Genomic DNA, 21,760 nt, shown 5'->3' with positions numbered 1-21,760 from the left:
CAAAATGGTGGGGTCTAAAACCCGGTGGTGTCGTAAGTATTACTACATCTGCCAGGTCGATAGCTTTTTTATAAGCATCAAAACCGGTAAACCGATTTTTTTCTTTAACCTTTACTTTATCAGAACCAACAAACTCTTTTTCCAACTGGCCCAAGCTACTAAGAAGTCGGTCTTCAAAAGCATCTGCCATAGCAACCAACTGTACATTTTCATCGGCTTTTAGAGCTTGATTTACAGCACCTGTGCCGCGACCTCCGCATCCCACCACGGCCAGTTTCAGCTTTTCGTCGTTAAAAACATTATACATAGCATTCATTTCCATAGCCGGTATCATCATTCCGGCGGAAAAAAGCGCTGTAGTTTTACAAAACGTTCTCCGTGAATTTTTTATAAAATCTGGCTTAATTGGTTCTGTTTTTTTCATTTTTAAAAGTTTTAAATCAAGGAGTAATTGACCCCCAATATTTTTCATAATCTGATGCTGCTGGCGTATTGGGATCTCTTACAATCCTAAATCCTACAAATTGAGCATCGGTATTCCACCATTTACTTTTCGGGAATTGAGGGTCGCGCATTTTCCAGTTCTCACTGGATCCCAAACGAGCTGCACTTCTTAAGTATTCAGCATCATCATAATAAGAGCCTCCCCTCACACTATGAGGATATTCATTTTCTGGTACTACAAAAGGATTAGAGGTGAGATCCTCCCTGTTCTTATAAGCATCAGTGCTATAAGCATCTAAAGTCCACTCCGCAACATTTCCGTGCATATCATAAAGTCCCCATTGGTTTGGTTTCTTTGAACCCACGGCGTGGTAATGACCGTCACTATTTTCATAAAACCAGGCATATTCATCTAAATCGTCAGGATTGTCGCCAAAATGGTAAGCAGATTGATTCCCAGCCCTGGCAGCATATTCCCATTCTGCCTCAGTGGGTAAGCGATAAAAATATCCTGTTTTTGCTGAAAGCCATTTACAGAATTTTTGCGCGGCCAGATAGGTAATATTCACTACCGGCATACCATCGCCTGTTCCCATTCCCAAACTCATATCTACATAAGGCACAGTAGCACCTGAAACGGCATCAACTTTTATTTCTACTTCATTAGCCTTATTCTTGGAAAGCATAGTAGCACCTGAAATAGCATCAACTTTAATAGTTACATCCTTAGCCTTATTCTCTAATGGCAAATCATTTAACGGACGCTCCAGGTAGAGCTTAAAAAGCTTCCACGTAATTTCGTGAGATGCCATCCAAAAAGGATCAATCTGTACCTTATGTAACGGTGCTTCATCTTCATAATGACCAAATTCTTCTGGCAAACTACCCATTTGAAATTCCCCGCCAGGAATAGCAACCATTTTAATCTCTAAATCTGTACCTGAAAGTTCCTGAACATAATTTTCTAACTTGTCCTGGCCGTAAAATTCAACAGAAGCCAAAGTTAAACAGGTAACAAAAAAATTTATATATCTCATTTTTTAAAAATCATCACTTTGTTTATATGCTTTTATTACGGCGATTTCACCCTTTTTTCCCTGCAGGGAGTTCCCGTGTTCCATACCTACTATCCCATCAAAACCTTTTGAATGGATATATTTAAATACATTTCTATAATTGATCTCACCGGTAGTGGGTTCATTTCTTCCCGGGTTGTCGCCTACCTGAAAGTATGCTATCTCATCCCAGCTTGCCTCAATATTAGGAATTAGGTTCCCTTCTTGAATTTGTTGGTGATAAATATCAAAAAGTATTTTACAGGAAGGACTATTTACAGCCTTACAAATTTGATAAGCCTGGGGTGATTCGCTCAAAAATAAACCGGGATGGTCTCTAAAATTAAGAGGCTCCAATACCATTGTGAGATCGTGGCGTTCTAAAATATCGGCAGCACGCCTTAAAGATTCTATCACATTTGCGGTTTGATATTGCTTATTTTGGCGTTGATCTACATAACCCGGCACCACCGTCATCCATTTCGCATTAACACGTTTAGCCACCTCTACCGATTCTCTGATTTCTTTTAGAAATTCATTTTGCAAATCTTTATCTCCACTAGCTAAATTAGGTTTGGTCCAGTAAATAGTATGGGCCACAAAAACACCCATTCGTATATTTCTTTTGGCCATTGTCGCAGCCATTTCTTCTTGTAACGCCACCGTCCTTCCTTTCATTCCATTATCCTCAAAGGCCTTAAAACCCTGATCTGCCATAAAATTAAGCTGATCTATGGGATCTTCTCCTGCGTGGCTACTAAACATTCCCTGGTGAGGGGCATAATCAAGATTGAAATTAACCTCATTTGAAAAAGTATTTTCATTGAAATTAGCAGCAAAAGCTCCTACCGGCGCCAAACCGGCCAAAGCAGATGCTGCTATATTTTGCTTAACAAAGGTTCTTCTATTCATTATTATTTAGCTGCTGTAGGTTCATTTTTAGTTGATTGAGAATCTTCAAAAACATGCGTGGCATAATTTAAATCCATTTCGTCGTAGTGTTTTTTAAATTCGGTTAATCTGCTTTTAAATTCTTCCCAGTTACGTTCTTCAGGATAGGTCCAAACTACCTCAGATAAAGCAGTCATTCTCGGTAAAATCATATATTCTACGTAATCTGAATCTTTCATATATTCAGTCCAAACATTGGCTTGCGCTCCCATAATATACTTTTCTTCTTCAGCTGACAATTCTTCAGGAACAGGATCAAAAGAATATACATGTTCCACAGTAGAATTGCCTCCAATTGCCAGAGGTTCATTTTCAGGATGGGCTTGATAATGGTCAAAATACAAATGAGTATTCGGAGTCATCACTACATTATTCTTTTGTTTAGCAGCTTCAATCCCACCCTGGTTACCTCTCCAAGACATTACCGTGGCATTAGGAGCAAGGCCTCCCTCAAGAATCTCGTCCCAGCCAATTATTTGACGACCATTTTTATTTAGAAATTTCTCAATTCGCCTAATAAAATAGCTTTGCAATTCGTGCTCATCTTCAAGCCCCTCTCGTTTTATAACTTCCTGCGCCTGGGCACTTTTTTCCCATTCTGTTTTTGGTGCTTCATCTCCACCAATATGAATATATTCACTTGGGAATAATCCCATAACCTCGGTTAAAACATTTTCCAGGAATTCAAAAGTTTCTTCTTTTGGTGCCAATATTTCATCAAATACTCCCCATTTTGTAGCCACTTCATAGGGGCCTGTATTATTACCTAATTCTGGATAGGCAGCTAAAACTGCGCGAGAGTGGCCTGGCAATTCTATTTCGGGGATAACAGTTACATGTCTTTTGGCAGCATACTCTACGATATCTTTAACTTCTTCTTGCGTGTAATACCCTCCATATTCTTCACCATCACCTTTATATGGATCAAAATTCTTTTCTATCATCGTTTCTTTCCTAATAGAGCCAATCCCGGTAAGTTTAGGATATTGTTTGATTTCGATTCTCCACCCCTGATCTTCGGTTAAATGCCAGTGGAAAGTGTTCATTTTATGGATTGCTATTAGATCTATATATTTTTTAATGAAAGCTACCGGAAACATATGTCGGGCCACATCTAAATGCATGCCGCGATAATCAAATGCTGGTGCATCTGAAATAGTTACGGCAGGAATACTGATTGTTGCAGATTCATTTTGAAGTTCAGATTTTAAAGGAAGAAGTTGTTTTAGCGTTTGTATCCCATAAAAAACACCTTTAGCTGAAGCTCCTTCAACTACAACCTTTTCGTATGTAATCTTTAAATTATAGGCTTCATCCTGATCAAAATCAGTTGAAATTTTAAGACTAATAATTCTTTTCAACTCATCTTTATCAGATTTAATTGCTGGGGTAATACCGGCAATTTCCCCAATATAATCAGCAAGAAATTCAGCTTCCTGACTTAATTCTTCTTTTGCCTGTATTTGAGTATTCTCGTCTATAACAAAAATCCCATTTGAAGTTTCCATTTTTTGTGGAAGCGGAATTATAGCATAATCTTGCTTCTTATTTTCAACTTGTGCAAACTCCTCATAAGATTTGGATTTATCGCATGCCAAAAGAGTTGCAATTAAAAATAAAAGGGTGATAAGTTTTTTCATAACTAACTTTCCATTTATAAATATTCAATAAATATAATTATCATATCAAAAATTAAAAATTTATACTTCATAATTTTTAACTTTCGATATCTTTAAAACTAAAATTACCTTTAATTAATGTGAATTTTCAATATTTTCGAAAGCCTGCCAGCATTGATACATAGCACGAGGCACATGAAAACAACCTTTCCACTTCCCTCCTTTTAAACTAAGGTGTGGTTCACCCTGCCTATTTAAATAGCCAAACCACTCGCCATTCTTTTCGTCGGAAAATTTACTCCACGCATATTCATGGACTTTTTTATACCACTCCCATACTTCCTGGTTTTTGGTTAAACTATAGGCTTTTGAGAGCGCCACAAGGGCTTCCAGGTGTACCCACCAAAGTTTTTGATCCCATTCTAACTGCTGGGGTGGATAACCTTTAATATCAAGAAAGTAAAAAATTCCGCCGTATTGTTTATCCCAGCCAAATTCTAAGGTATTTAAAACCACCTGGACCGCTTCCTCCAACAATTTTTTATCATTCTTCCTTTTTGCAATATCCATCATGAACCACATCGCTTCAATACCGTGGCCCGGATTAATAAGACGACCTTCAAAACTATCTGAAAATGAACCGTCCGGATTTAAGTTTTCGTAAATCAATCCATCGTCCTGAAGAAACACCTCCATCACTTCTGTTATGCTGTGTTCCAGCCGCAGATCAACTTCTTCTTTTGGTAAGACCGATTCCAGTTCCAGAACGAGATTAGATAAAATCATTGGAAGGGAAAAATTTCTAAGGGGCCGGTTACCCGTAGTTTTATCGTATTTACCTTTTGGATTTTCCTTTCTATCTAGAATATTATAGTAGGTTTTACGAGCCAGTGCTTCAATCTCTTTATCTCCACTGGCTTTTGCATATTGCCCGAAAGCCATCGTTGCAAAACAATCGGAAAAAATATTATAGGGGGCAATAAGTGGTTTCCCTTCACGAGAAAGGGAAAAATAAAAGTTACCATTTTCATCCATGCCGTGGGTGCGCAAGAAGTCAATCCCGTTTTTAGCAATGTCAAGCCATTCCTTTTTTTGATCTACATTATTGAAAAGAAACGAATACATCCAGGCTTGCCTTCCCTGCAACCAGACGAATTTATCAGTATCATACACCTGGCCTTCCTGGGTTAAGCACGAAAAATAACCACCATGTGTCTTATCGATTGAAAAGTTGCTCCAAAAAGGAATAACATCTTCTAAAAGTGCTTTTTTATATATAGTTGAATTCATATAATATGTATAACATAATACGAATATAAAAATTAGTTATATCTTTATCCTCTATTATCTGATATTTTATAAATTATTTTTATTTCTTAGCTTTTTTGGAATATTTGCATGACTATGAAGAACATAAAACCTATTGATACACTTTCTCTGGTTGATAAAGTTGAAATTCGACTCTTAGAATTTTTTAAAAATAACAATTTAAAACCCGGAGATCCAATTCCCAAAGAACTTGAGTTTTCTGAATCACTGGGAGTTAGTCGTACGGTTATAAGGGAGGCATTACTAAGGCTAAGAACCCTTGGATTGGTGGAATCAAAAAAACATAGAGGCATGGTTCTTACAGAACCAGATATTATAAATAATTTTGCTCGTATTTTAGATCCCACGCTATTGGGCACCGGTATATTAAAGAATCTTTTTGAACTGCGTTTAATCTTAGAAATGGGAATGGCAGATTTTCTTTTTGAAAGAAAAACCCAAAAAGATTTAGATGATCTGGAAGAGATTGTTGTAAAGGAAGAGGAACAGGAATCAGATCAAAGCCATTTTAGCCTTGATAAGGAAATAGCTTTTCACGGGAAACTCTACCAAATTTCAAATAATAAAACCCTGCAAGGCTTTCAGCAATTATTATTACCCGTTTTTGAATATGTTCATTTAAAAAACACTCCGCAAGATTTTAAACATCGATATTCTTCAGGACATTTTGTTACTCACCGAATGTTAATGGATAATATAAAAATTGGAACACCAGAAACATTTAGAAATGCCATGCGTCATCATTTAGAACCTCATTTTGATTCTATTTTTAAAGAAAAATAAATTTTTATTCAAGTCGCTTAATTTTAATATCCCGAAATTCAACTCCTTGCCCTTCGGCCTGAAGACCAATGTATCCCTGGGTTAAAAGTTTTCCATCTTGTTTAATTTCCGGATCATAACCTTCAGTGGTACCACCACCAATTTGAGGTTTTGTATATTTTAATACCGTTTCACCATTCACTTTATGAATTACAAGACTGTCCTGAACTATCAATTCAGCTTGCACCCATTCGTTCCATAAGTAAGTATCTGAAGAGGAACTAATACAATGCCGTGGGTCCATTTCTCCCTCAAAAAAAACTTCAGTGCCCGGGGAACACATATTTCCCGTTGGGCGTGGATTGCCGTCACCGGCATCTGCCAGCATTTGATATTCAACTGAAATAGGCCAATCCTGATTTTTTAAAATGGTTTTAGGATCCTGAGAATGAAACATCACTCCGCTGTTTCGGTAAGTGTAGCCTGGCGCATCTTCCATCCATTCTTCAGTAAAACGATATTCAAATTTTAAGTGATAATTTGAAAATGGTTTCTCATAAAAAAGATGACCGTATCTTTCGTTAAAACGTTCATATCCCTTATAATTTACCTGAATAACTCCGTCCCTAACCTGAAAAGTGTTTTGATAATTATCACCCAATTCATGCTTGTGAATTTTCACTATCCAGTTATCCAGATTTTTTCCATTGAATAAATATTCCCAACCATCATCTTTTTCACTTTTCAAAGTATTTACTTTACAAGAAACCAAAATTAAAATGCTAGCGGAATAACAAAAGAATTTAATAATATTATATTTCATCTGAATATTAAATAGGAAAATTAGGTGTTAAAATAGTTTAAAAACACCAAAATCAAAATTCCCGGGCGGAATTTTGATTTAGTATTGTAAAAAATCCAGATCTCGGTATTCACAACTGGCTAAATTAAATCAACTGTAATTAATCAAGGAAACCTGTGAAATTATTAAAGAATACCAAGTCTGGATAATTGAAAGTATTTTGGTTATTGTTTTTATTTATCAGTCAACCATTCTAAAGAAAAGCTTGTAAAAAGATTCCTGGAATAGCCATCGGCTTCAAAAAACACACCTATATCACCATTCTCTAAAACCGTAAGATCAGAATAGGCTGCAGATCCAGGATATATAGTTTTTCCTTCACTCCAGGTTTCTCCTTCGTCATAACTTATACGAACGCTTAGGTTTTTTCTTTTCTCGGCATCATTGGAATTTGAAAAAAGCAGTATATCTTTTTCGTTCTTATCTTCACGAGTATACCGAATAATACTTGCATTATTTCCTGGGTCGGTTAATTTAGTTTCGGGACGGGTTTCCCAACTTTCTCCCTTATCATCAGAAATATGTACATATCGATGTCCTTCACCTGTATTCACTCGAGCATTAATCATATATCTTCCATCGGCAAGCTCAATAACCTTAGATTCATCAGCAGGCTGAATTGGGGTGTCGATTAAAAACCAGCTTTCTCCGTGGTCATCACTACCAAATAAATGTAGACCATTATCCAGGTTTACAAGGGTATGCAGTAGCCTCCCAGAGCTTGTTTGTGTTCCACGTCCAGAAGTAATGAATTTAAAATCTTTATGCCATTCATCCTTAGCAATTTCCGTAGTAATATCGCGGGGTTCTGTCCAGGTTTTGCCGTTGTCTTTACTCGAAACTACATGTAGATAATAGATATTCGCTTCATTGTCAAGATCCATAAAGTTATAGAACATAAAAATTTCTTCTGTCTCTTCATCAACAATCATAGAAGGGTCTGATGCAGATTCTCCCTCGGGAAAATCAACTACCGTTTCAATTTCGCTCCAGGTTTTACCATTATCGGTACTTCTACGCTGTACAATATTTATATCTTTGCTCCCTCTTAAATCAGCACAAGAAGGTACTCTCTCATCTATTGCAGCTATAAGATCTCCATTAGGAGCAGTTATCAAAGAAGGGATACGATAACAGGCAATATTCTCTTTAGCTTCTGCATTAAAAAGATCTTCAAACACTAACTCCTGTGTTTCAGGCTCATTAATTTCTTCTATTTTGGCTTCTTTTTCTTTAGCGTTATCATTGCAACCTTGCAAAAAAGCACCGAGCACTATTAGTAATACAATTTTTTTCATAATTTTTAATTTAATTAAATTTTAAAAAAGGCCGCAAGTGCGGCCTTTTCAGCTAACTAACTAACTAACTAATAAATAATAACCATGGGTATAATTATTATTCATAACCTTCTGTTTGTTCCAATAGCGGATTATTGGCTATCATTCCTGGAGAAATTGGTAGTTCCAATTTATAAGCTTCAGCTGCATCCAAACTTTCTATTTCATCAAATATAAATGTGCCTCCTGCACGTCTTAAATCCCACCAACGTTTTCCTTCCCCGATAAATTCTTTTAACCTTTCATCAAGAATTGCACGAGTATTCTCTACCTGAGAGCCACCTGTATAAGCATCTTCGGCTTCTGTATAATCCTCTCCATAAGCTCTCATTCGAATTTGATTGATTTCTTCTGACGGATCTTCCCCTAAATTATTTTTGGCCTCAGCCAAAAGCAATATAACATCGGCATATCTAAACAATGGTACATCATTATTACTTAAACGGCTACCTGCTTCAACTACACCCAAAAACTTTTTCAGAATAGAGGCCTGATACCCTTCAGTATCAAATGGAATATGACCTTCATCATTACCATAAAGCCTAATAAAAGTCTCATCCCTACGAGCATCTTCAGTATTATCAATCATTTCCAGTATTTTAATACTTGGACCATAACGGTTACCTCCATTAGAAATAAAATCGGCCATAGAGTTACCATAGGAATCCCAGGTAGCATTTATCTCTGTAGACCGACCAGTAAATAATCCGCTATAAAAATTTCCAGCTTCATCTTGTGTATAATCAAATTTAAAAATGAACTCATTATTATTTTCATTTTCTTCACCCCACAGATCATTGTAATTTTCTACCAGGCTAAAGCCCATTCCTTGTACTTCTTCTAGAGCTAATTTTGCTTCATTATAATCTGTATCTCCCCCGCCAAGGAGTTTACCAGACCATAAATAAACTTTTCCTTTCAAGACCAAACTTGCAGCTTTAGACCAATAGGTTCGCTGCCCATTCCAAAAAGATTCATCATCTCCAAAAGCCTCTAAAGATCTGGCAATATCGCTTTTTACTAATGCCATTACCTCTTCTTTAGAAGAACGAGCTTTAGCTAATTCGCTCGGATTAACGTCTAACAAAGGTTCAGTTGAAATTGGTACTCCACCCCAGGTTTTTAACATTGTAAAATACATAAATGCCCTAATTCCATACACCTGTCCAATAAGGTGAGCTTTATCGGCTTCATTGTCAAATTCGATATTTTCAATATTTAAAAGAAAATCATTAATATGATGCATATAACCGTAAAAACCGGCCCAATTTCCAAATGGCACCTGAGTAGCACTAATATTTTGATTAATTAAATCAAGGTTAGAAGGAGATTCAAAGGTAGGGCCACCCCAAATATCTGACCGAACTTCACCCATAACCCAGAAAGTACTATTATAATTTCTAAAATTAGCATATAAACCAACCTGTGCGGCCCTTGCAGCCTCTTCACTCTCCCAAAACCCATTATAGGTTAGGGTGCTTTCTGGCTGTAGATCTAACTCGCTTTCGCAAGCTCCTAGTGCAAAAACTAAGAAAAGTGCACTAACTATTTTATAAATCCTCATAATAATTATTTTTTATTAAAAACTTAAATTAACCCCCAGAGTATAACTTACCGGTAAGGGGAAACGACCGCTATCTATACCTCCATTTTCTGGAGAGTAACCGGTATAATCATTAAAGTATGCTAAATTACTTCCCGTTCCATATATTCTAAGGTTTTGGAATACATTACCTATAAGTTCTCCTGGAACATTGTAACTTAAGGTCACCTCCCTAAGAGCTAGGTAGTCCCCTTTTTCCCAATAACGAGAACTACTATTGTACTGTCCTCCATACGGAAAGGACAAGTGGTTACGTTGTGGATCAGTGAAATCGTATCTGGGAACGTTTGTATTTGGATTTTCTTCCGTCCAGGTATCTAACAATTCGTTAGTCCAGTTCATATTTCCTTGAACTTGCGCCATTCCCCGGGATCTTGCATTGTTTTGTATTAGATGGCCTAAAGCAAAGTCAGTCTTTATAAACAAGTTAAAGTTTTTATAGGTAAGATCTGAGGTGAATCCTCCAAAGAAATCTGGTGTAATTCTACCAATTTTCACCCTGTCGCGAAAATCTATAATATTATCACCATTCACATCCCTCCAACGAGAATCCCCTAACTGCTGAAATTCTGGGTTGGTTGCCATTTCTACTCTACGACCTTCGTGCTCTGCCAGATCTGCTTCAGTTTGATAAACTCCTTCTTGAATATAAGCCGTAACAATATCAGTTCCCACTCGTTGTCCTTCCTGTAAACCACCTATATATCGGGTACCATCGGTTTCAGGGTCATAAACCTCAATCCCTCCTTGACGGTTGTTTTCTACCCCGTTATCAGGTAAAGATTCCACATATCTTTTTTGTGTAAAATAAGTACCACCAATATTCCAGTTCCAATTGTCGTTATTGACAATTGTTGCATCCAATTCTAATTCAAAACCTTTATTTCTTAAGGTCCCGTTATTCACAAGGATAGAACTAAATCCAGTCCATTGAGGTAAAGTTAAACCTGCAAGTTTATCATCCACATCTCGAATAAAATAATCTACTAATAGATTCACACGATTTTTAAACAGGCCTAAATCCAATCCAAAATTGAGTGTAGTGGCACGTTCCCATTTTAGACCAAGTGTTGGTAAATTGGTATTAGCGTAACCGGTTTGACCACCATAAACAGCGGTTTCCGCATATAAACCATAAACACCATAATTACTCAATACATCTATATTCCCATTCACCCCATAACTTACACGTGGCTTAATACGCGATACTAAGCTTTCAACATTTGAACTTTCATAAAAGTTTTCATTATGAAGATTCCAACCAAATGATACCCCTGGGAAGAAATCATATTTTTCAGTCCCTAATCTTGAAGTTCCGTCTTGTCTAAAAGTAAGACCTAGTAAATATCTATTATCATAATCATAATTTACCTGCCCAAAAACTGAAGCAATAGCATAATTAGTTTTTGAGGAAGAAGGCACTCCATTAGCTTCTGCTCCCGCATTCAGAGTAGTAATTAAATCGGTAGGAGATAACCTTGTTGCTCCACTCAATACAAAATAGTCTTCTCGAAAAAATTCTCCACCCAACATTGCATTCACATTGTGTTTTTCATTAAAAACATTATCATAAGTAACCGTGGCCGTGGCCTGATTCCTCAATGTTTTTTGATGGCTGGCAGAAGCATTTCTAGTGGTTACTAATGATCCCGCATTTAAATATGCCTTATTAAAACTTTCATTAGTGTTATTAATTGTAAAATGGGAACCCCTAAGCATTAAGTTGAAATTTTCTATAAACTGCCAGTCCAATTGTACTGATGCAGTAAGACGCTGCTCCAAATTCTCACTTAAAAATTTATCCTTATAGTATAATGGATTACCAAAACTAGTATTTGTACCAGGGTTTGGATCATCACTTAAACTCCCATCGGGATTATTATTATAAATCCTGGACGTAGGTGGTTGCCCCGCCGCACGTTCGAATATTTGATTATCATTACCTAAATAAGTACCATTAACTTCGGAATGCGCATAAAGTAAATTTGAAGAAACTTTAAAATTATCTTTTACGTTATAAGACCCGTTAAACGTTCCTGAAAACCGTTCAAAACCAGAACCAATAACAATACCTTGATCATCAAGATATCCCAAACCGGCATAATAAGTACCTTTCTCATTACCGCCATCAAAAGAAAGAGAATGATCTTTTGAATGACTATTTTGAAAAAACAACTCACTCATATCATTTTCTTGAAAAATTAACTGCTGCGACGGATTTATAGGATCTTGAATGGAACTCCAACCTGGCTGATCTAACAAATATCTATTATCTTCTCCTAAAATCATTGTAGTAAAAGGAGAATTTGTAGTGTTATTACCAGTTCCCATCCCCTGGGGTCCTACTAGAAAATTATTAAATGCGCCTTCACCAAGTACTCTTTGTGTATTTCTAATTGCCCTACGATTATAAATAATAAAATCTTCGGCCCCAAGATATTCTGGGGTGTCCCGTCTTTCATTGATAGTATACCTATGTCTATAGGTAATATTAGAACGTCCAGCTTTTCCTTTTTTGGTAGTTACCAGAATAACTCCGTTTGCAGCTCGCGCACCATATACGGCAGTAGAAGCAGCATCCTTTAAGACTTCCATAGATTCAATATCGTCGGAATTTAAAGCATAAAAGGATCCGGGAACCCCGTCAATTAAGATTAATGGACTACCGCCACCACCAAAATCACTTCCCCCACGCAGGGAGATACTTGGTGTAGCTCCGGGTTGACCAGTGTTTTGAGTTACACGTAAACCTGCAATAGTACCCTGAAGCGCTGTAGCCGCATTAGATCTAGGAGCGCTTTCCAGTACTTTAGTATCTAATTTGGAAACTGCTGTAGCCATATTACTCCTCAACTGGGTGGAATACCCGGTAACAACCACTTCATCCAGGCTGGATAGATCTTCTTCAAGAATAACATTAATTTCAGAATCCCCGTCTTCTACAACGATTTCGGTAGTTTTGAAGCCTATATAACTAAAGGTTAAAGTTTCTCCCTGGGATACTTCTATATTATATACTCCATCAAAATCGGTTTGAACACCACGATTAGTATTTTTCACTAATACATTAACACCAGGTATAGGAATTCCTGCTTCATCTGAAACAACTCCTGAAACTTCGAAATCCTGAGATTGCATCGTAAAGCCAAAACATAAAAATACAAGCCCACCCAATAGTACTTTATTAGTGAAATCTGGCCGGGATAATTGCAATACCTTATTCAAAAGGTATCTCCAATCATCCATAATTAATCTTTTTTTCATAAAATTAGGATTTAATTTGTTTGTTTTTAACACTGCTAATATAAATAAAAGCATTATGTTATACATAATAATTTAATAAAAATTTTTTCGTTATGATGAAAAATATTCAGATAAGCCAATGTTTTCAAAAGTTTCGAAAGCATTTTTTATTTCAGAATCTTTTAAAGTAGGATGCGGGTAACGCGAGGGGCCACAATCTACGCCAATTTCCTTCATAAAACTCTTCCCAGATCCGTTAAAGCTTCCATAGCTACTTAATGTTTCTACAAATTTTGCTACAAAACCCTGTAATTGTGCAGCTTTCTGAAGATTACCTTTATCAAATTCTTCTTTTATTTTATAAAAAAGTGGTGATAAATGATTGTAAGTACTTCCAACCCAACCACCAGCCTGTAAGCCTAGTGAAGAATAAAAAGCTTCATCTACTCCAAAGAAAATATCCAAATCAGGATGACCCAGACTTGTTTTTTGAAATTCTACGAGATTATTCTCAGTAAATTTAATACCAGCAAAATTGGGAATTTGTTCCTTAGCTTTTTCAGCAAAACTCAGCATTGGAAAATTCACACCGGTTAAAACAGGTAAGTGATAGTAGTAGAAAGGAAGGTCTTTTGCCTTTAATGCAATTGATTTACAATAGTCAATTAATTGCTGGATATTTGAAGGTTTAAAATAAAAAGGAGCTATTGCTGCCACTGCATCTGCCCTTCCTACTGAGTAAGCTGCAAGAATTTCTGCCTCTTTCAGGCTATTGCTTCCCACGTGATTTATTAAGTATAAGCCATTTGATTTATGATCTACCCAGGCTTCCAGGAGCTCTGTACGCTCATTAGTGGTTAATGAAACAAAGTCACCAGTTGAACCATTAATAAAAACTCCAGATAGTTTATTCCTTTTAAGGAAATCGGCATACGGACCAACCATCCCAGGATTAATGCTCCAATCATCTTTCATAGGCGCATAAGTCGCCGCAAACAAGTTTTTCATTTGATATGTATTATGTATTACATATCAAATATATAAAATATTATCTTTTATTCACCTTTTCCTGCAATTAAAACTTCCACGTTATTCTTTTGTAACATCTTAAGGTCGTTCTCATCAATTCCATCATCGGTAATAACCTTATCTATATGTTCAAAATTATGAATAAAAGCCAGGCCGGTTTTTTTGAACTTAGTAGAATCTGCCACCACAATTACTTCTTCAGCAATCTCAATCATTATTTGATTTAGATATGCCTCTTCCATATGGTGGGTGAAAAAACCGACATTACTTCTAATACTATCTACTCCAAGAAACAATTTATTACAAAAAAGCTGTTTTAAATTGCGCTCCGCCATTGGCCCCACTAAGGACATGGAAAATTCCTTTAAATATCCGCCAGGCATATAAACTTTTAAATTATCAAACTGAGCAAGATTGTTAACAATGTCCAGTGCATTAGAAATAACCGTAATTTCCTTAAACTTCCCCAGATTACTCGCAATTTCAAAAGTAGTTGTTCCTGAGTCCAGAATAATAGAATCATTTTCCTGGATAAGACCAACAGCGGTCTTCCCAATTAGCCGTTTAAGATCGCGATTAATACTTTTCTTTTCTGATACCGCTAAGGCCAGGTTATTTGTCTTAAAAGCACCTCCATGAGCCCTAACAAGGAGTTTATTTTTTTCTAATTTATCTAAATCGTTACGAATAGTAACTTCACTCACACTAAAGTGCTCACTTAATTCGGTTACATTCACTTTATTTGTTTCATCTAAAATTTCCAAAATTTTAGATCGGCGTGCTGCGGCTTTTCTCATAGATTAGCTTTGATTTATTTAGTTAACTATTTTCCCTATTAGAGGTATAGTTACTTTTTTATTATTTATTCCAAAATTAGACAAAAAATAAAAAATTCCTGTTAGTTATAGACAACAAAACAGGAATTTAAAAAATATTATATTTCGTTTGAAAGTTTTATTCCAAAATATACAAGTTTTTTCGTAATAATGAATAAATAATTTCTAAGCTTTTAATATTACACTGGTTGTTCCACCTCCTTTTAAAGTTACATCTACAGGCTTATTATTCTTCCATGCTCCTCTTGTAAAATCAGGCACGTCCATAGATTGAGCTCTGTTAGTAACAGAATCTACTGAAAGAGGGGTGATTGCGCTCCATAAAGCTGCATCGTATACATCCTGGTCTAAAGGAAGGCCGTTTCTAAGACAATCAATCAATCTCCAGTCCATGATAAAATCCATTCCTCCATGACCACCGACTTTCTTCGCCATATCACCTACTTTTTTCACTATTTCAGGTGTATATTTATTTTCAAGTTCAGACATTTCGTTTTCATTTAACCAACTATGTCCCTTAGCTACTCTCTCAGGGCTTGGCCATTTTCTCGCAAAAGCTTCAGTTCCACTTACTAAATGTATTCGGGAGTAAGGGCGTGGAGAAGTAACATCATGCTGCACCATTATACTTTTTCCATTTTTGGTCTTAATCATGGTGGTATTCATATTTCCGGCATAATCTTTACCAATAAATTGGTCGTAAAACGGATCATCTTTAGCTAATTCCTTAGCTTTCGCAGCCATATGAAAATCATTACTGGACAGTGATGTTAAATAATCCATTTGGTCACCCCTGTTTACATTCATTATCTGGCAAATTGGGCCTAAGCCGTGAGTTGGATAAAGGTTTCCATCTCTTTCATAGTTCTCTCTTAGACGCCACATATCTTCATAAGCATTTTTCTGAAAATTTAGATCTAGAAGATCATGGATATACGCTCCTTCTCCGTGAATAATTTCTCCAAAATAACCCTGGCGCGCCATATTCAAAGTTAAAAGTTCAAAAAAATCATAACAGCAATTTTCAAGCATCATACAATGCTTCTTAGTTCTTTCAGATGTTTCCACAAGCTCCCAACATTCATCTATAGTCTTTGCCGCTGGAACTTCTACTGCAGCATGTTTTCCTGCTTCCATAGCGTACACGGCCATTGGCGTATGCCAGTCCCACGGGGTTGCAATGTAAATTAAATCCAGGTCTTCCCTGTCTACCATTTCTTTCCAGGCATCATCACTCCCCGAATATAAATCGGGATTATGGGAAGTTCCCTTTAAAAGTTCTTTTGCTTTTTCAGCCTGTTTAGGTCTTAAATCACACAGTGCTTTAATCTCTACTCCTTCAATCTGGCTCATACGGTTTACCGCACCCGGACCTCTCATTCCCAGACCAATGAAACCAATACGAACGGTCTCTAATTTGGGAGCGGCATAACCGCTCATATTAAACTGTTGGGGACCGGTAGGAGCATTTGCTAAAAAAGCTTCAGGCCCTTTGCAGTTTAAAAAGCTACTGCTTACCAGTCCAAGCCCGCCAAGACCGGTTATTCTTAAAAAATCTCTTCGGTTATTTTTCATAATAAAAGTTTTAATTCTAGAAAATCTGTATAGTTATTAAGTACTTAAGAAGTAGCAGATCATAAAAGATATGTTTCATACTATTTAAAGCGAACCAGGAAAAACAAACATTAGCAATTTAAAAATCGGAAAAACCATAAGTTTCTTTCGCATTAGTATAGAATATCTTTTCCACAACATCTTTGGGGAGATTAAGGCCTTTGAATTCTCCTTCAAATTCCGGTGCGCTCAATGTTTTTGATGTGGCAAAAAAATCGTAATGAAATTGCCACAAATTTTCAAATCTAGCGGCGATTTCGTCAGCTGGCGTATTACCGTCGTCAATTACATCGGTACCGTATATAATTCTATCCTGATATTTTATGCAGAAGTTGCATACAGCTTCCCAATTATCTTTAGCCTGCAATTGTAAATGGCAAACACGCTCAGCTACATCCGTTAAAGTATTTGGATATGCCTCCAAACGAGCAGCAACTTCTTTGATGCTCCACTCCATGCTAAACAAATGAAGCCCCACATAGGTTATTTCGGGGAATTTTTCTAGCATATTATCCCTGGCCTGCATTTGCTCTTCATAAGAGGGATATTGCTTTTGAAGAAACATATGATATTCGGGATGGTCTTTAAAATAGTTTCTATCTGAATCTACTGTCATTTCATCCAGAGGTAACCAACAATTTCGAGGCTCTCCCTGATGACCTATAAGCATAATTTTATTCTTTTGAATAAAATCAAAAATTGGATCAAAGACAGGATCATCTATCATTACAAAACTGCCGTCTTCGTGATGATAATCAAAACCTACATCTTTCCATATCTTCACTCCCACTGCGCCATTATCCATCCCTCTCTTTATCTGATTGATAGCATCATCTACAAACTCTGGAGTTCCCCATTTTTTAAAATTGAATGTGGTAAAATATTTTATTCTTCCCGGATATTTTTTCTGAAGCTTGAGAATGATCTTTTCCTGTTCTTCAATTTCATCAAAAAATGGGATATTGGTGTTTATAGAAAGAAAACCCGAATTAAATTCAATCATTTTCTCCATTTTTTGTGAAGAAAGTGTATTTAAATGCACGTGCGCATCTATAAATTTTGATATCATATTGTTTCCTTTTTTAAATTCTATTTGCACTTAATTTTTTTCCTTTGTAAGGGAAATAGATGGCTGCACTTTTATTCAAACAGCTTTTATCTATTATTCTTTACAATTTCTAATTTACCTTTAACCAGTTTTGTAATTTCCCCAGTCGCTACGGGAAATACCTTTCTTAAGTCTATCTCTTCATTATTACTCAATTCACTTTGCAAGGTTTTCATAAAGATATTCTTGATTTCTGTAGCAAGGTTTACTTTACAAATCCCTCTGGAAATGGCGGCCTGCATCTGGGAACCTGGCACTCCAGAACCACCGTGCAATACCAATCCTACAGGAGTAGCTTTTGCAATTTTCTCCAGTAAATCTAATTGTAGCTCAGGTTCTTTTTGGTAAAATCCATGTGCAGTACCAATAGCAACTGCCAGGGCATCAATTCTCGTTTCTTCTACAAATTGTTTGGCTTCTTCGGGTTGAGTAAAAACTTCTTCATCGTGAGATTGTCCTAACTTAGCAACGTACCCCAATTCAGCTTCTACATGTGCTCCATATTTTTTAGCCCGTTCTACAACTTCCCGGGTAATTTGAATATTCTCTTCAAAAGCTAATTCACTACCATCTATCATTACCGAATCAAAACCTGCATCCAGGCAACGCTGCGCTAAATCTACCGAACCACCGTGATCTAAATGAATCCAACCTTCTACTCCAAACTGTTTTAATCCAGTTCTTCCTAAATTTACCGCTGTTTCCAATCCCATATAATCTATAGAGCTCTGGGTAAGTTGTAAAATTAAAGGTTCATTCATTTCTGAAGCGGCACCTAATACCCCATGCAAGGTTTCCAGGTTATAAAAATTAGTAGCCAGAATTCCACGGCCTTCACTTCGCAACTGTTGTAATTTTTCTTTTAATTTCATTATAATTTCTTATTCACGATTTGTTGAATTTTGCTTTTAATTTCTTTCTCATTACTAAAAGCACCAGTACCTCCGGCTGCCGTTGTACTTAATGAGCCTGTGAGATTAGCATAATCAAGGCACTCCCGTAAAGATGCTCCGCTTAAAAATTGCTTTAAGAAACCTGCATTAAAGGAATCACCTGCACCAATGGCATCTTTATATGTATTGTTTAAATAAGGTTTTATTGTAATATCTTCCGAGCTGGATACCACCCTACCACCTTTATCTCCTAATTTTAAAGCCAGAATATTAGTATGGTTTTTTATCGCTTCAATAGCATCTTTTAGATCTTTCTTTCCCGTAAGTTCTAAAAGCTCATTCTCGTTAGGAAGAAAAACATCTACAAATGGTAAACAATTTTTATAATCAAAATCCCATTTATCCTGTGGGTCTACCTGTAAATCCAGAGAAGTACTAAGTCCAGCTTCCTTTGCTTTCTTGAATAATTCAGTAATATAAGGCTGCATACCAGGCTGCAGAAAATAATTTGAAAAATGAAGATGTGAAAATGTTGAAATATTTTCCCAGGGTACATGTTCTATACTTAGAACACTCATTGCTCCGCAATAAGTTATATTGGCTCTATCCTGATCATAATTCATCACTACGGTAATACCGGTTTTGTAGTGTTCAGAACGACTAATAAACCGAGTATCCACATTTTTTCCTCGTAATTCTTTCAATATAAAATCACCAAAATTATCCTGTCCAAGCAATCCACAAAAGGAAGTAGGAACACCCAGAGCAGCAATATTCGAAGCTAAAATTGCTGATGAACTACCCAGGGTAAAATCCATATTTTCAGCAATTTTTTCAGCACCTATTTCCGGAAAACCCTGAATTTGATTCAAAATAAGATCAATATTCAACTCTCCAACTACCAATAGTTTTTTATTACTCATATACTATCTCTTTTACTTCTACCTGAGGTAATAACCGGTTTACATCTTCTAAATGTAACATTCCCAAATCTTCGTTTAAACAGTTTGCTGCCCCACAAGCCACTCCGTAGGCGGCAATTTTAGATGGTGAGAAGTTATTTGCCACACCATAGGCAATACCTGCAGTAAGACAATCACCACTCCCTACTGGGCTTATTACCTCATCTATTTTTACATTTGCTGTGATAAGTTTTCCCTTATAAAAAAGTTCCAATCCTTTACTACCACGGGTTAAAGCCACTAGCTCTACCCTGCCGTTCAATGTCTTCAACAAATCTTCCATATTAGCACTACCACAAAGACTCCTGGCTTCGTGCTCATTAAGGTGCAAACCAAAAAAACCTATTTCAAGTGCATTTTGAAGCTGTTTACCGGTACAATCAAGTATGCTTCGCTTGCCAAAATTCTTTCCTATCTGGATTAATTCTGCATAGGTATCTGCAGAAATTCCCCTGGGCCAGGAACCAGCCATACAAATAATGCTGGTATGTTCAATTAAACGTACATATCCCTGTTTAAAATCTTCCCAGTTCTTTTTGGTTAAGCTGGGTCCCGGTTCTAAAATCTCGGTATTATTAAATGATTTATTTTCCGATAAAAATGTATAACACTTCCTATTATTGTTTTTTAAACTAACTCCATTTATATAAACACCCCTCTTTAAGCATTGCTTTTTTATCCATTCTCCAGAGGATCCACCCCAAAAGGCGTATAACATAGATTCTGCTCCTAGTTCTGCAAGGGCAAGGGCTATATGGGTGGCTTTACCGCCTGGATATTCTTTTATATTTGATATTCTATTTGATTGCCCGGCGACAAGATTATTCATCCAGGCATAACTATCTATAGAAGGATTAGGACAAAGATTAAGAATCATGCTCTATTTTTTCAGGATATTCATATATTTTCACGCCTTGCACTACCCGGCTTATTGCTCCAGAAATCGAGGGGTTATCGGGATTTAGACCTAATTGTAAAGATTTATAATATCCCATAATCTGGCCTACCAGAGTTGCAGGTACAATATTTAACTGCTGATTTGAATTTAAATTTAAATCTATATTAAGACAGGAATGGAGGGCTTTATCTTCTGAACGACCAATATTTACACATTCTATCGTTCTGGGATCTTTTGCAATAGATTTTGCAAGATCTAATTCATATTTATAAACATGGTCACTAGGCGAGAAAAGATAAACCAATAAGGTTTGTTCATTAGTCACTGCACGCGGACCGTGTCTAAAACCTAAAAAGGAATCATGCTTACAAATAATCTGACCATCTGTTAACTCCTGAAGTTTTAAATGACATTCCCGGGCAATTGCTAGCATAGGTCCAGAGCCTAAAAATACCACACGTTCAAAATATTTAGCCGAAATTTCTTTAAATGCCTTTGCACTATCCAGAAGAAGATTCCCCTGGTTCATTATTCGTTGCAATTCCAGTTTATGACTTTCCAAATTCTTTAGATCACTAATCAGTAGTATACTTAGTAACATTGAAGTAAAACTCCCAGTCATTGCAAGGCTTTTGTCATTCGCTTTTTCAGGGAGTAAAATGGCTAAAGCGGTTTGTGTATTAGCTCTGGTATATTTAAATAGCTCCCCTTCTTTATTACAGGTAATCACTAAATGAAAAATTTCAGAGCAAAAACTATCGGCTAAATTTACAGTTTCAACACTTTCCGGACTGTTACCGGAACGAGCAAAAGAGATTAAAAGCACCGGATGATCTTTAGGAAAAAAAAGCTCAGGATGGGTGACTAAATCGGTTGTAGCAATGGCCCGTGTAGTACGTTTGCTGTTTTTTTGAACCAGCCCTTGAGCTGCTTCTCCTACAAAAGCTGAAGACCCCGCCCCGGTTAAAATTATTTCTAAACCATTCTTATTCAAGATGGGTTCTAAAAAAGCTTTGATTTCTTTTTGTTGTGTTTGAATTAGATCAAAAACCGATTGCCATAATTCTGGTTGACCTTCTATTTCTTGTTTGGTATGTGAGACACTTTGTTCTCCTGATTTATTCTCCTTCATATATGTTATAAGTTACCTCCAACTTTCTTTTTTCAAATAAAACAAAAAAAATTGAAAACGAAAAATTTTTTTTCGTTTTATAG

Annotated in this window: 17 protein-coding genes and 1 pseudogene; 1 reads left to right on the top strand and 17 read right to left on the bottom strand. The window is 36.4% G+C overall.

What is annotated here, in order from left to right; translation table 11 throughout:
* The 5 genes and pseudogenes from AACZ30_RS00690 to AACZ30_RS00670 form a co-directional block, all read right to left on the bottom strand.
* Positions 1-424: pseudogene (locus tag AACZ30_RS00690) on the bottom strand (dehydrogenase); the annotation flags it as partial.
* 16 nt (positions 425-440) lie between these two features.
* A complete protein-coding gene (locus AACZ30_RS00685; RefSeq protein WP_339646715.1) occupies positions 441-1,481 on the bottom strand; it encodes a formylglycine-generating enzyme family protein in 1,041 nt (346 codons plus the stop codon).
* Between the two features lie 3 nt (positions 1,482-1,484).
* Positions 1,485-2,411, bottom strand: coding sequence for a TIM barrel protein (locus tag AACZ30_RS00680; protein WP_339646712.1), 927 nt, complete (start codon positions 2,409-2,411; stop codon positions 1,485-1,487).
* 2 nt (positions 2,412-2,413) lie between these two features.
* A complete protein-coding gene (locus AACZ30_RS00675) occupies positions 2,414-4,090 on the bottom strand; it encodes a beta-N-acetylhexosaminidase (protein WP_339646709.1) in 1,677 nt (558 codons plus the stop codon).
* A 114-nt stretch (positions 4,091-4,204) separates the two neighbouring features.
* Positions 4,205-5,359 (bottom strand): AGE family epimerase/isomerase, encoded by a 1,155-nt coding sequence (locus AACZ30_RS00670; RefSeq protein WP_339646706.1) that lies wholly within the window; start codon positions 5,357-5,359, stop codon positions 4,205-4,207.
* 114 nt (positions 5,360-5,473) lie between these two features.
* Between AACZ30_RS00670 and AACZ30_RS00665 the strand changes: the two genes are divergently transcribed.
* Positions 5,474-6,181, top strand: a complete 708-nt coding sequence (locus tag AACZ30_RS00665; protein WP_075326319.1) for an FCD domain-containing protein — start codon at positions 5,474-5,476, stop codon at positions 6,179-6,181.
* A 4-nt stretch (positions 6,182-6,185) separates the two neighbouring features.
* Here AACZ30_RS00665 and AACZ30_RS00660 read toward each other — a convergent pair whose 3' ends face one another.
* The 12 genes from AACZ30_RS00660 to AACZ30_RS00605 form a co-directional block, all read right to left on the bottom strand.
* Positions 6,186-6,908, bottom strand: coding sequence for a DUF1080 domain-containing protein (locus AACZ30_RS00660; RefSeq protein WP_339646700.1), 723 nt, complete (start codon positions 6,906-6,908; stop codon positions 6,186-6,188).
* A 287-nt stretch (positions 6,909-7,195) separates the two neighbouring features.
* Positions 7,196-8,320: a sialidase family protein gene (locus AACZ30_RS00655; protein ID WP_339646697.1), complete on the bottom strand. Its 1,125-nt coding sequence runs from the start codon at positions 8,318-8,320 to the stop codon at positions 7,196-7,198.
* Between the two features lie 97 nt (positions 8,321-8,417).
* The gene (locus AACZ30_RS00650) at positions 8,418-9,923 is read right to left on the bottom strand and encodes a RagB/SusD family nutrient uptake outer membrane protein (protein ID WP_093302077.1); all 1,506 of its coding nucleotides are present in this window, start codon (positions 9,921-9,923) and stop codon (positions 8,418-8,420) included.
* A 15-nt stretch (positions 9,924-9,938) separates the two neighbouring features.
* Complete coding sequence (locus AACZ30_RS00645) at positions 9,939-13,226, bottom strand: TonB-dependent receptor (protein ID WP_339646690.1); 3,288 nt, start codon at positions 13,224-13,226, stop codon at positions 9,939-9,941.
* A gap of 90 nt (positions 13,227-13,316) precedes the next feature.
* Positions 13,317-14,213: a dihydrodipicolinate synthase family protein gene (locus AACZ30_RS00640; protein WP_339646687.1), complete on the bottom strand. Its 897-nt coding sequence runs from the start codon at positions 14,211-14,213 to the stop codon at positions 13,317-13,319.
* 47 nt (positions 14,214-14,260) lie between these two features.
* Complete coding sequence (gene agaR, locus AACZ30_RS00635) at positions 14,261-15,031, bottom strand: transcriptional repressor AgaR (protein ID WP_339646684.1); 771 nt, start codon at positions 15,029-15,031, stop codon at positions 14,261-14,263.
* 204 nt (positions 15,032-15,235) lie between these two features.
* Complete coding sequence (locus AACZ30_RS00630) at positions 15,236-16,645, bottom strand: Gfo/Idh/MocA family oxidoreductase (RefSeq protein ID WP_339646681.1); 1,410 nt, start codon at positions 16,643-16,645, stop codon at positions 15,236-15,238.
* A gap of 118 nt (positions 16,646-16,763) precedes the next feature.
* Positions 16,764-17,753 carry an amidohydrolase family protein gene (locus AACZ30_RS00625; protein ID WP_339646678.1) on the bottom strand — a complete coding sequence of 330 codons (990 nt, stop codon included), beginning with the start codon at positions 17,751-17,753 and terminating at the stop codon, positions 16,764-16,766.
* 86 nt (positions 17,754-17,839) lie between these two features.
* Entirely contained in the window at positions 17,840-18,664 is an 825-nt protein-coding gene (locus tag AACZ30_RS00620) for a class II fructose-bisphosphate aldolase (RefSeq protein ID WP_339646675.1), read from the bottom strand.
* Positions 18,664-19,608 carry a carbohydrate kinase family protein gene (locus AACZ30_RS00615; protein ID WP_339646673.1) on the bottom strand — a complete coding sequence of 315 codons (945 nt, stop codon included), beginning with the start codon at positions 19,606-19,608 and terminating at the stop codon, positions 18,664-18,666. Before AACZ30_RS00615 ends, AACZ30_RS00620 begins: the two co-directional genes overlap by 1 nt.
* Positions 19,601-20,524 (bottom strand): PfkB family carbohydrate kinase, encoded by a 924-nt coding sequence (locus AACZ30_RS00610; protein ID WP_339646671.1) that lies wholly within the window; start codon positions 20,522-20,524, stop codon positions 19,601-19,603. The genes AACZ30_RS00615 and AACZ30_RS00610 overlap by 8 nt, the downstream gene beginning before the upstream one ends.
* Entirely contained in the window at positions 20,514-21,677 is a 1,164-nt protein-coding gene (locus tag AACZ30_RS00605; RefSeq protein WP_339646669.1) for an SIS domain-containing protein, read from the bottom strand. Before AACZ30_RS00605 ends, AACZ30_RS00610 begins: the two co-directional genes overlap by 11 nt.
* Positions 21,678-21,760: the final 83 nt, after the last annotated feature.

The sequence above is a fragment of the uncultured Salegentibacter sp. genome (assembly GCF_963972535.1).
In the GTDB taxonomy this organism is placed as follows: domain Bacteria; phylum Bacteroidota; class Bacteroidia; order Flavobacteriales; family Flavobacteriaceae; genus Salegentibacter.
This window is presented reverse-complemented; position numbering and strand designations above follow the sequence as displayed.

Coding starts and splice junctions, on each gene's coding strand:
- agaR (WP_339646684.1), bottom strand. CDS start 15,031: ATGAGAAAAGCCGCAGCACGCCGATCTAAAATTTTGGAAATTTTAGAT.
- AACZ30_RS00655 (WP_339646697.1), bottom strand. CDS start 8,320: ATGAAAAAAATTGTATTACTAATAGTGCTCGGTGCTTTTTTGCAAGGT.
- AACZ30_RS00670 (WP_339646706.1), bottom strand. CDS start 5,359: ATGAATTCAACTATATATAAAAAAGCACTTTTAGAAGATGTTATTCCT.
- AACZ30_RS00630 (WP_339646681.1), bottom strand. CDS start 16,645: ATGAAAAATAACCGAAGAGATTTTTTAAGAATAACCGGTCTTGGCGGG.
- AACZ30_RS00640 (WP_339646687.1), bottom strand. CDS start 14,213: ATGAAAAACTTGTTTGCGGCGACTTATGCGCCTATGAAAGATGATTGG.
- AACZ30_RS00680 (WP_339646712.1), bottom strand. CDS start 2,411: ATGAATAGAAGAACCTTTGTTAAGCAAAATATAGCAGCATCTGCTTTG.
- AACZ30_RS00675 (WP_339646709.1), bottom strand. CDS start 4,090: ATGAAAAAACTTATCACCCTTTTATTTTTAATTGCAACTCTTTTGGCA.
- AACZ30_RS00645 (WP_339646690.1), bottom strand. CDS start 13,226: ATGAAAAAAAGATTAATTATGGATGATTGGAGATACCTTTTGAATAAG.
- AACZ30_RS00605 (WP_339646669.1), bottom strand. CDS start 21,677: ATGAAGGAGAATAAATCAGGAGAACAAAGTGTCTCACATACCAAACAA.
- AACZ30_RS00620 (WP_339646675.1), bottom strand. CDS start 18,664: ATGAAATTAAAAGAAAAATTACAACAGTTGCGAAGTGAAGGCCGTGGA.
- AACZ30_RS00650 (WP_093302077.1), bottom strand. CDS start 9,923: ATGAGGATTTATAAAATAGTTAGTGCACTTTTCTTAGTTTTTGCACTA.
- AACZ30_RS00685 (WP_339646715.1), bottom strand. CDS start 1,481: ATGAGATATATAAATTTTTTTGTTACCTGTTTAACTTTGGCTTCTGTT.
- AACZ30_RS00615 (WP_339646673.1), bottom strand. CDS start 19,608: ATGAGTAATAAAAAACTATTGGTAGTTGGAGAGTTGAATATTGATCTT.
- AACZ30_RS00625 (WP_339646678.1), bottom strand. CDS start 17,753: ATGATATCAAAATTTATAGATGCGCACGTGCATTTAAATACACTTTCT.
- AACZ30_RS00610 (WP_339646671.1), bottom strand. CDS start 20,524: ATGATTCTTAATCTTTGTCCTAATCCTTCTATAGATAGTTATGCCTGG.
- AACZ30_RS00665 (WP_075326319.1), top strand. CDS start 5,474: ATGAAGAACATAAAACCTATTGATACACTTTCTCTGGTTGATAAAGTT.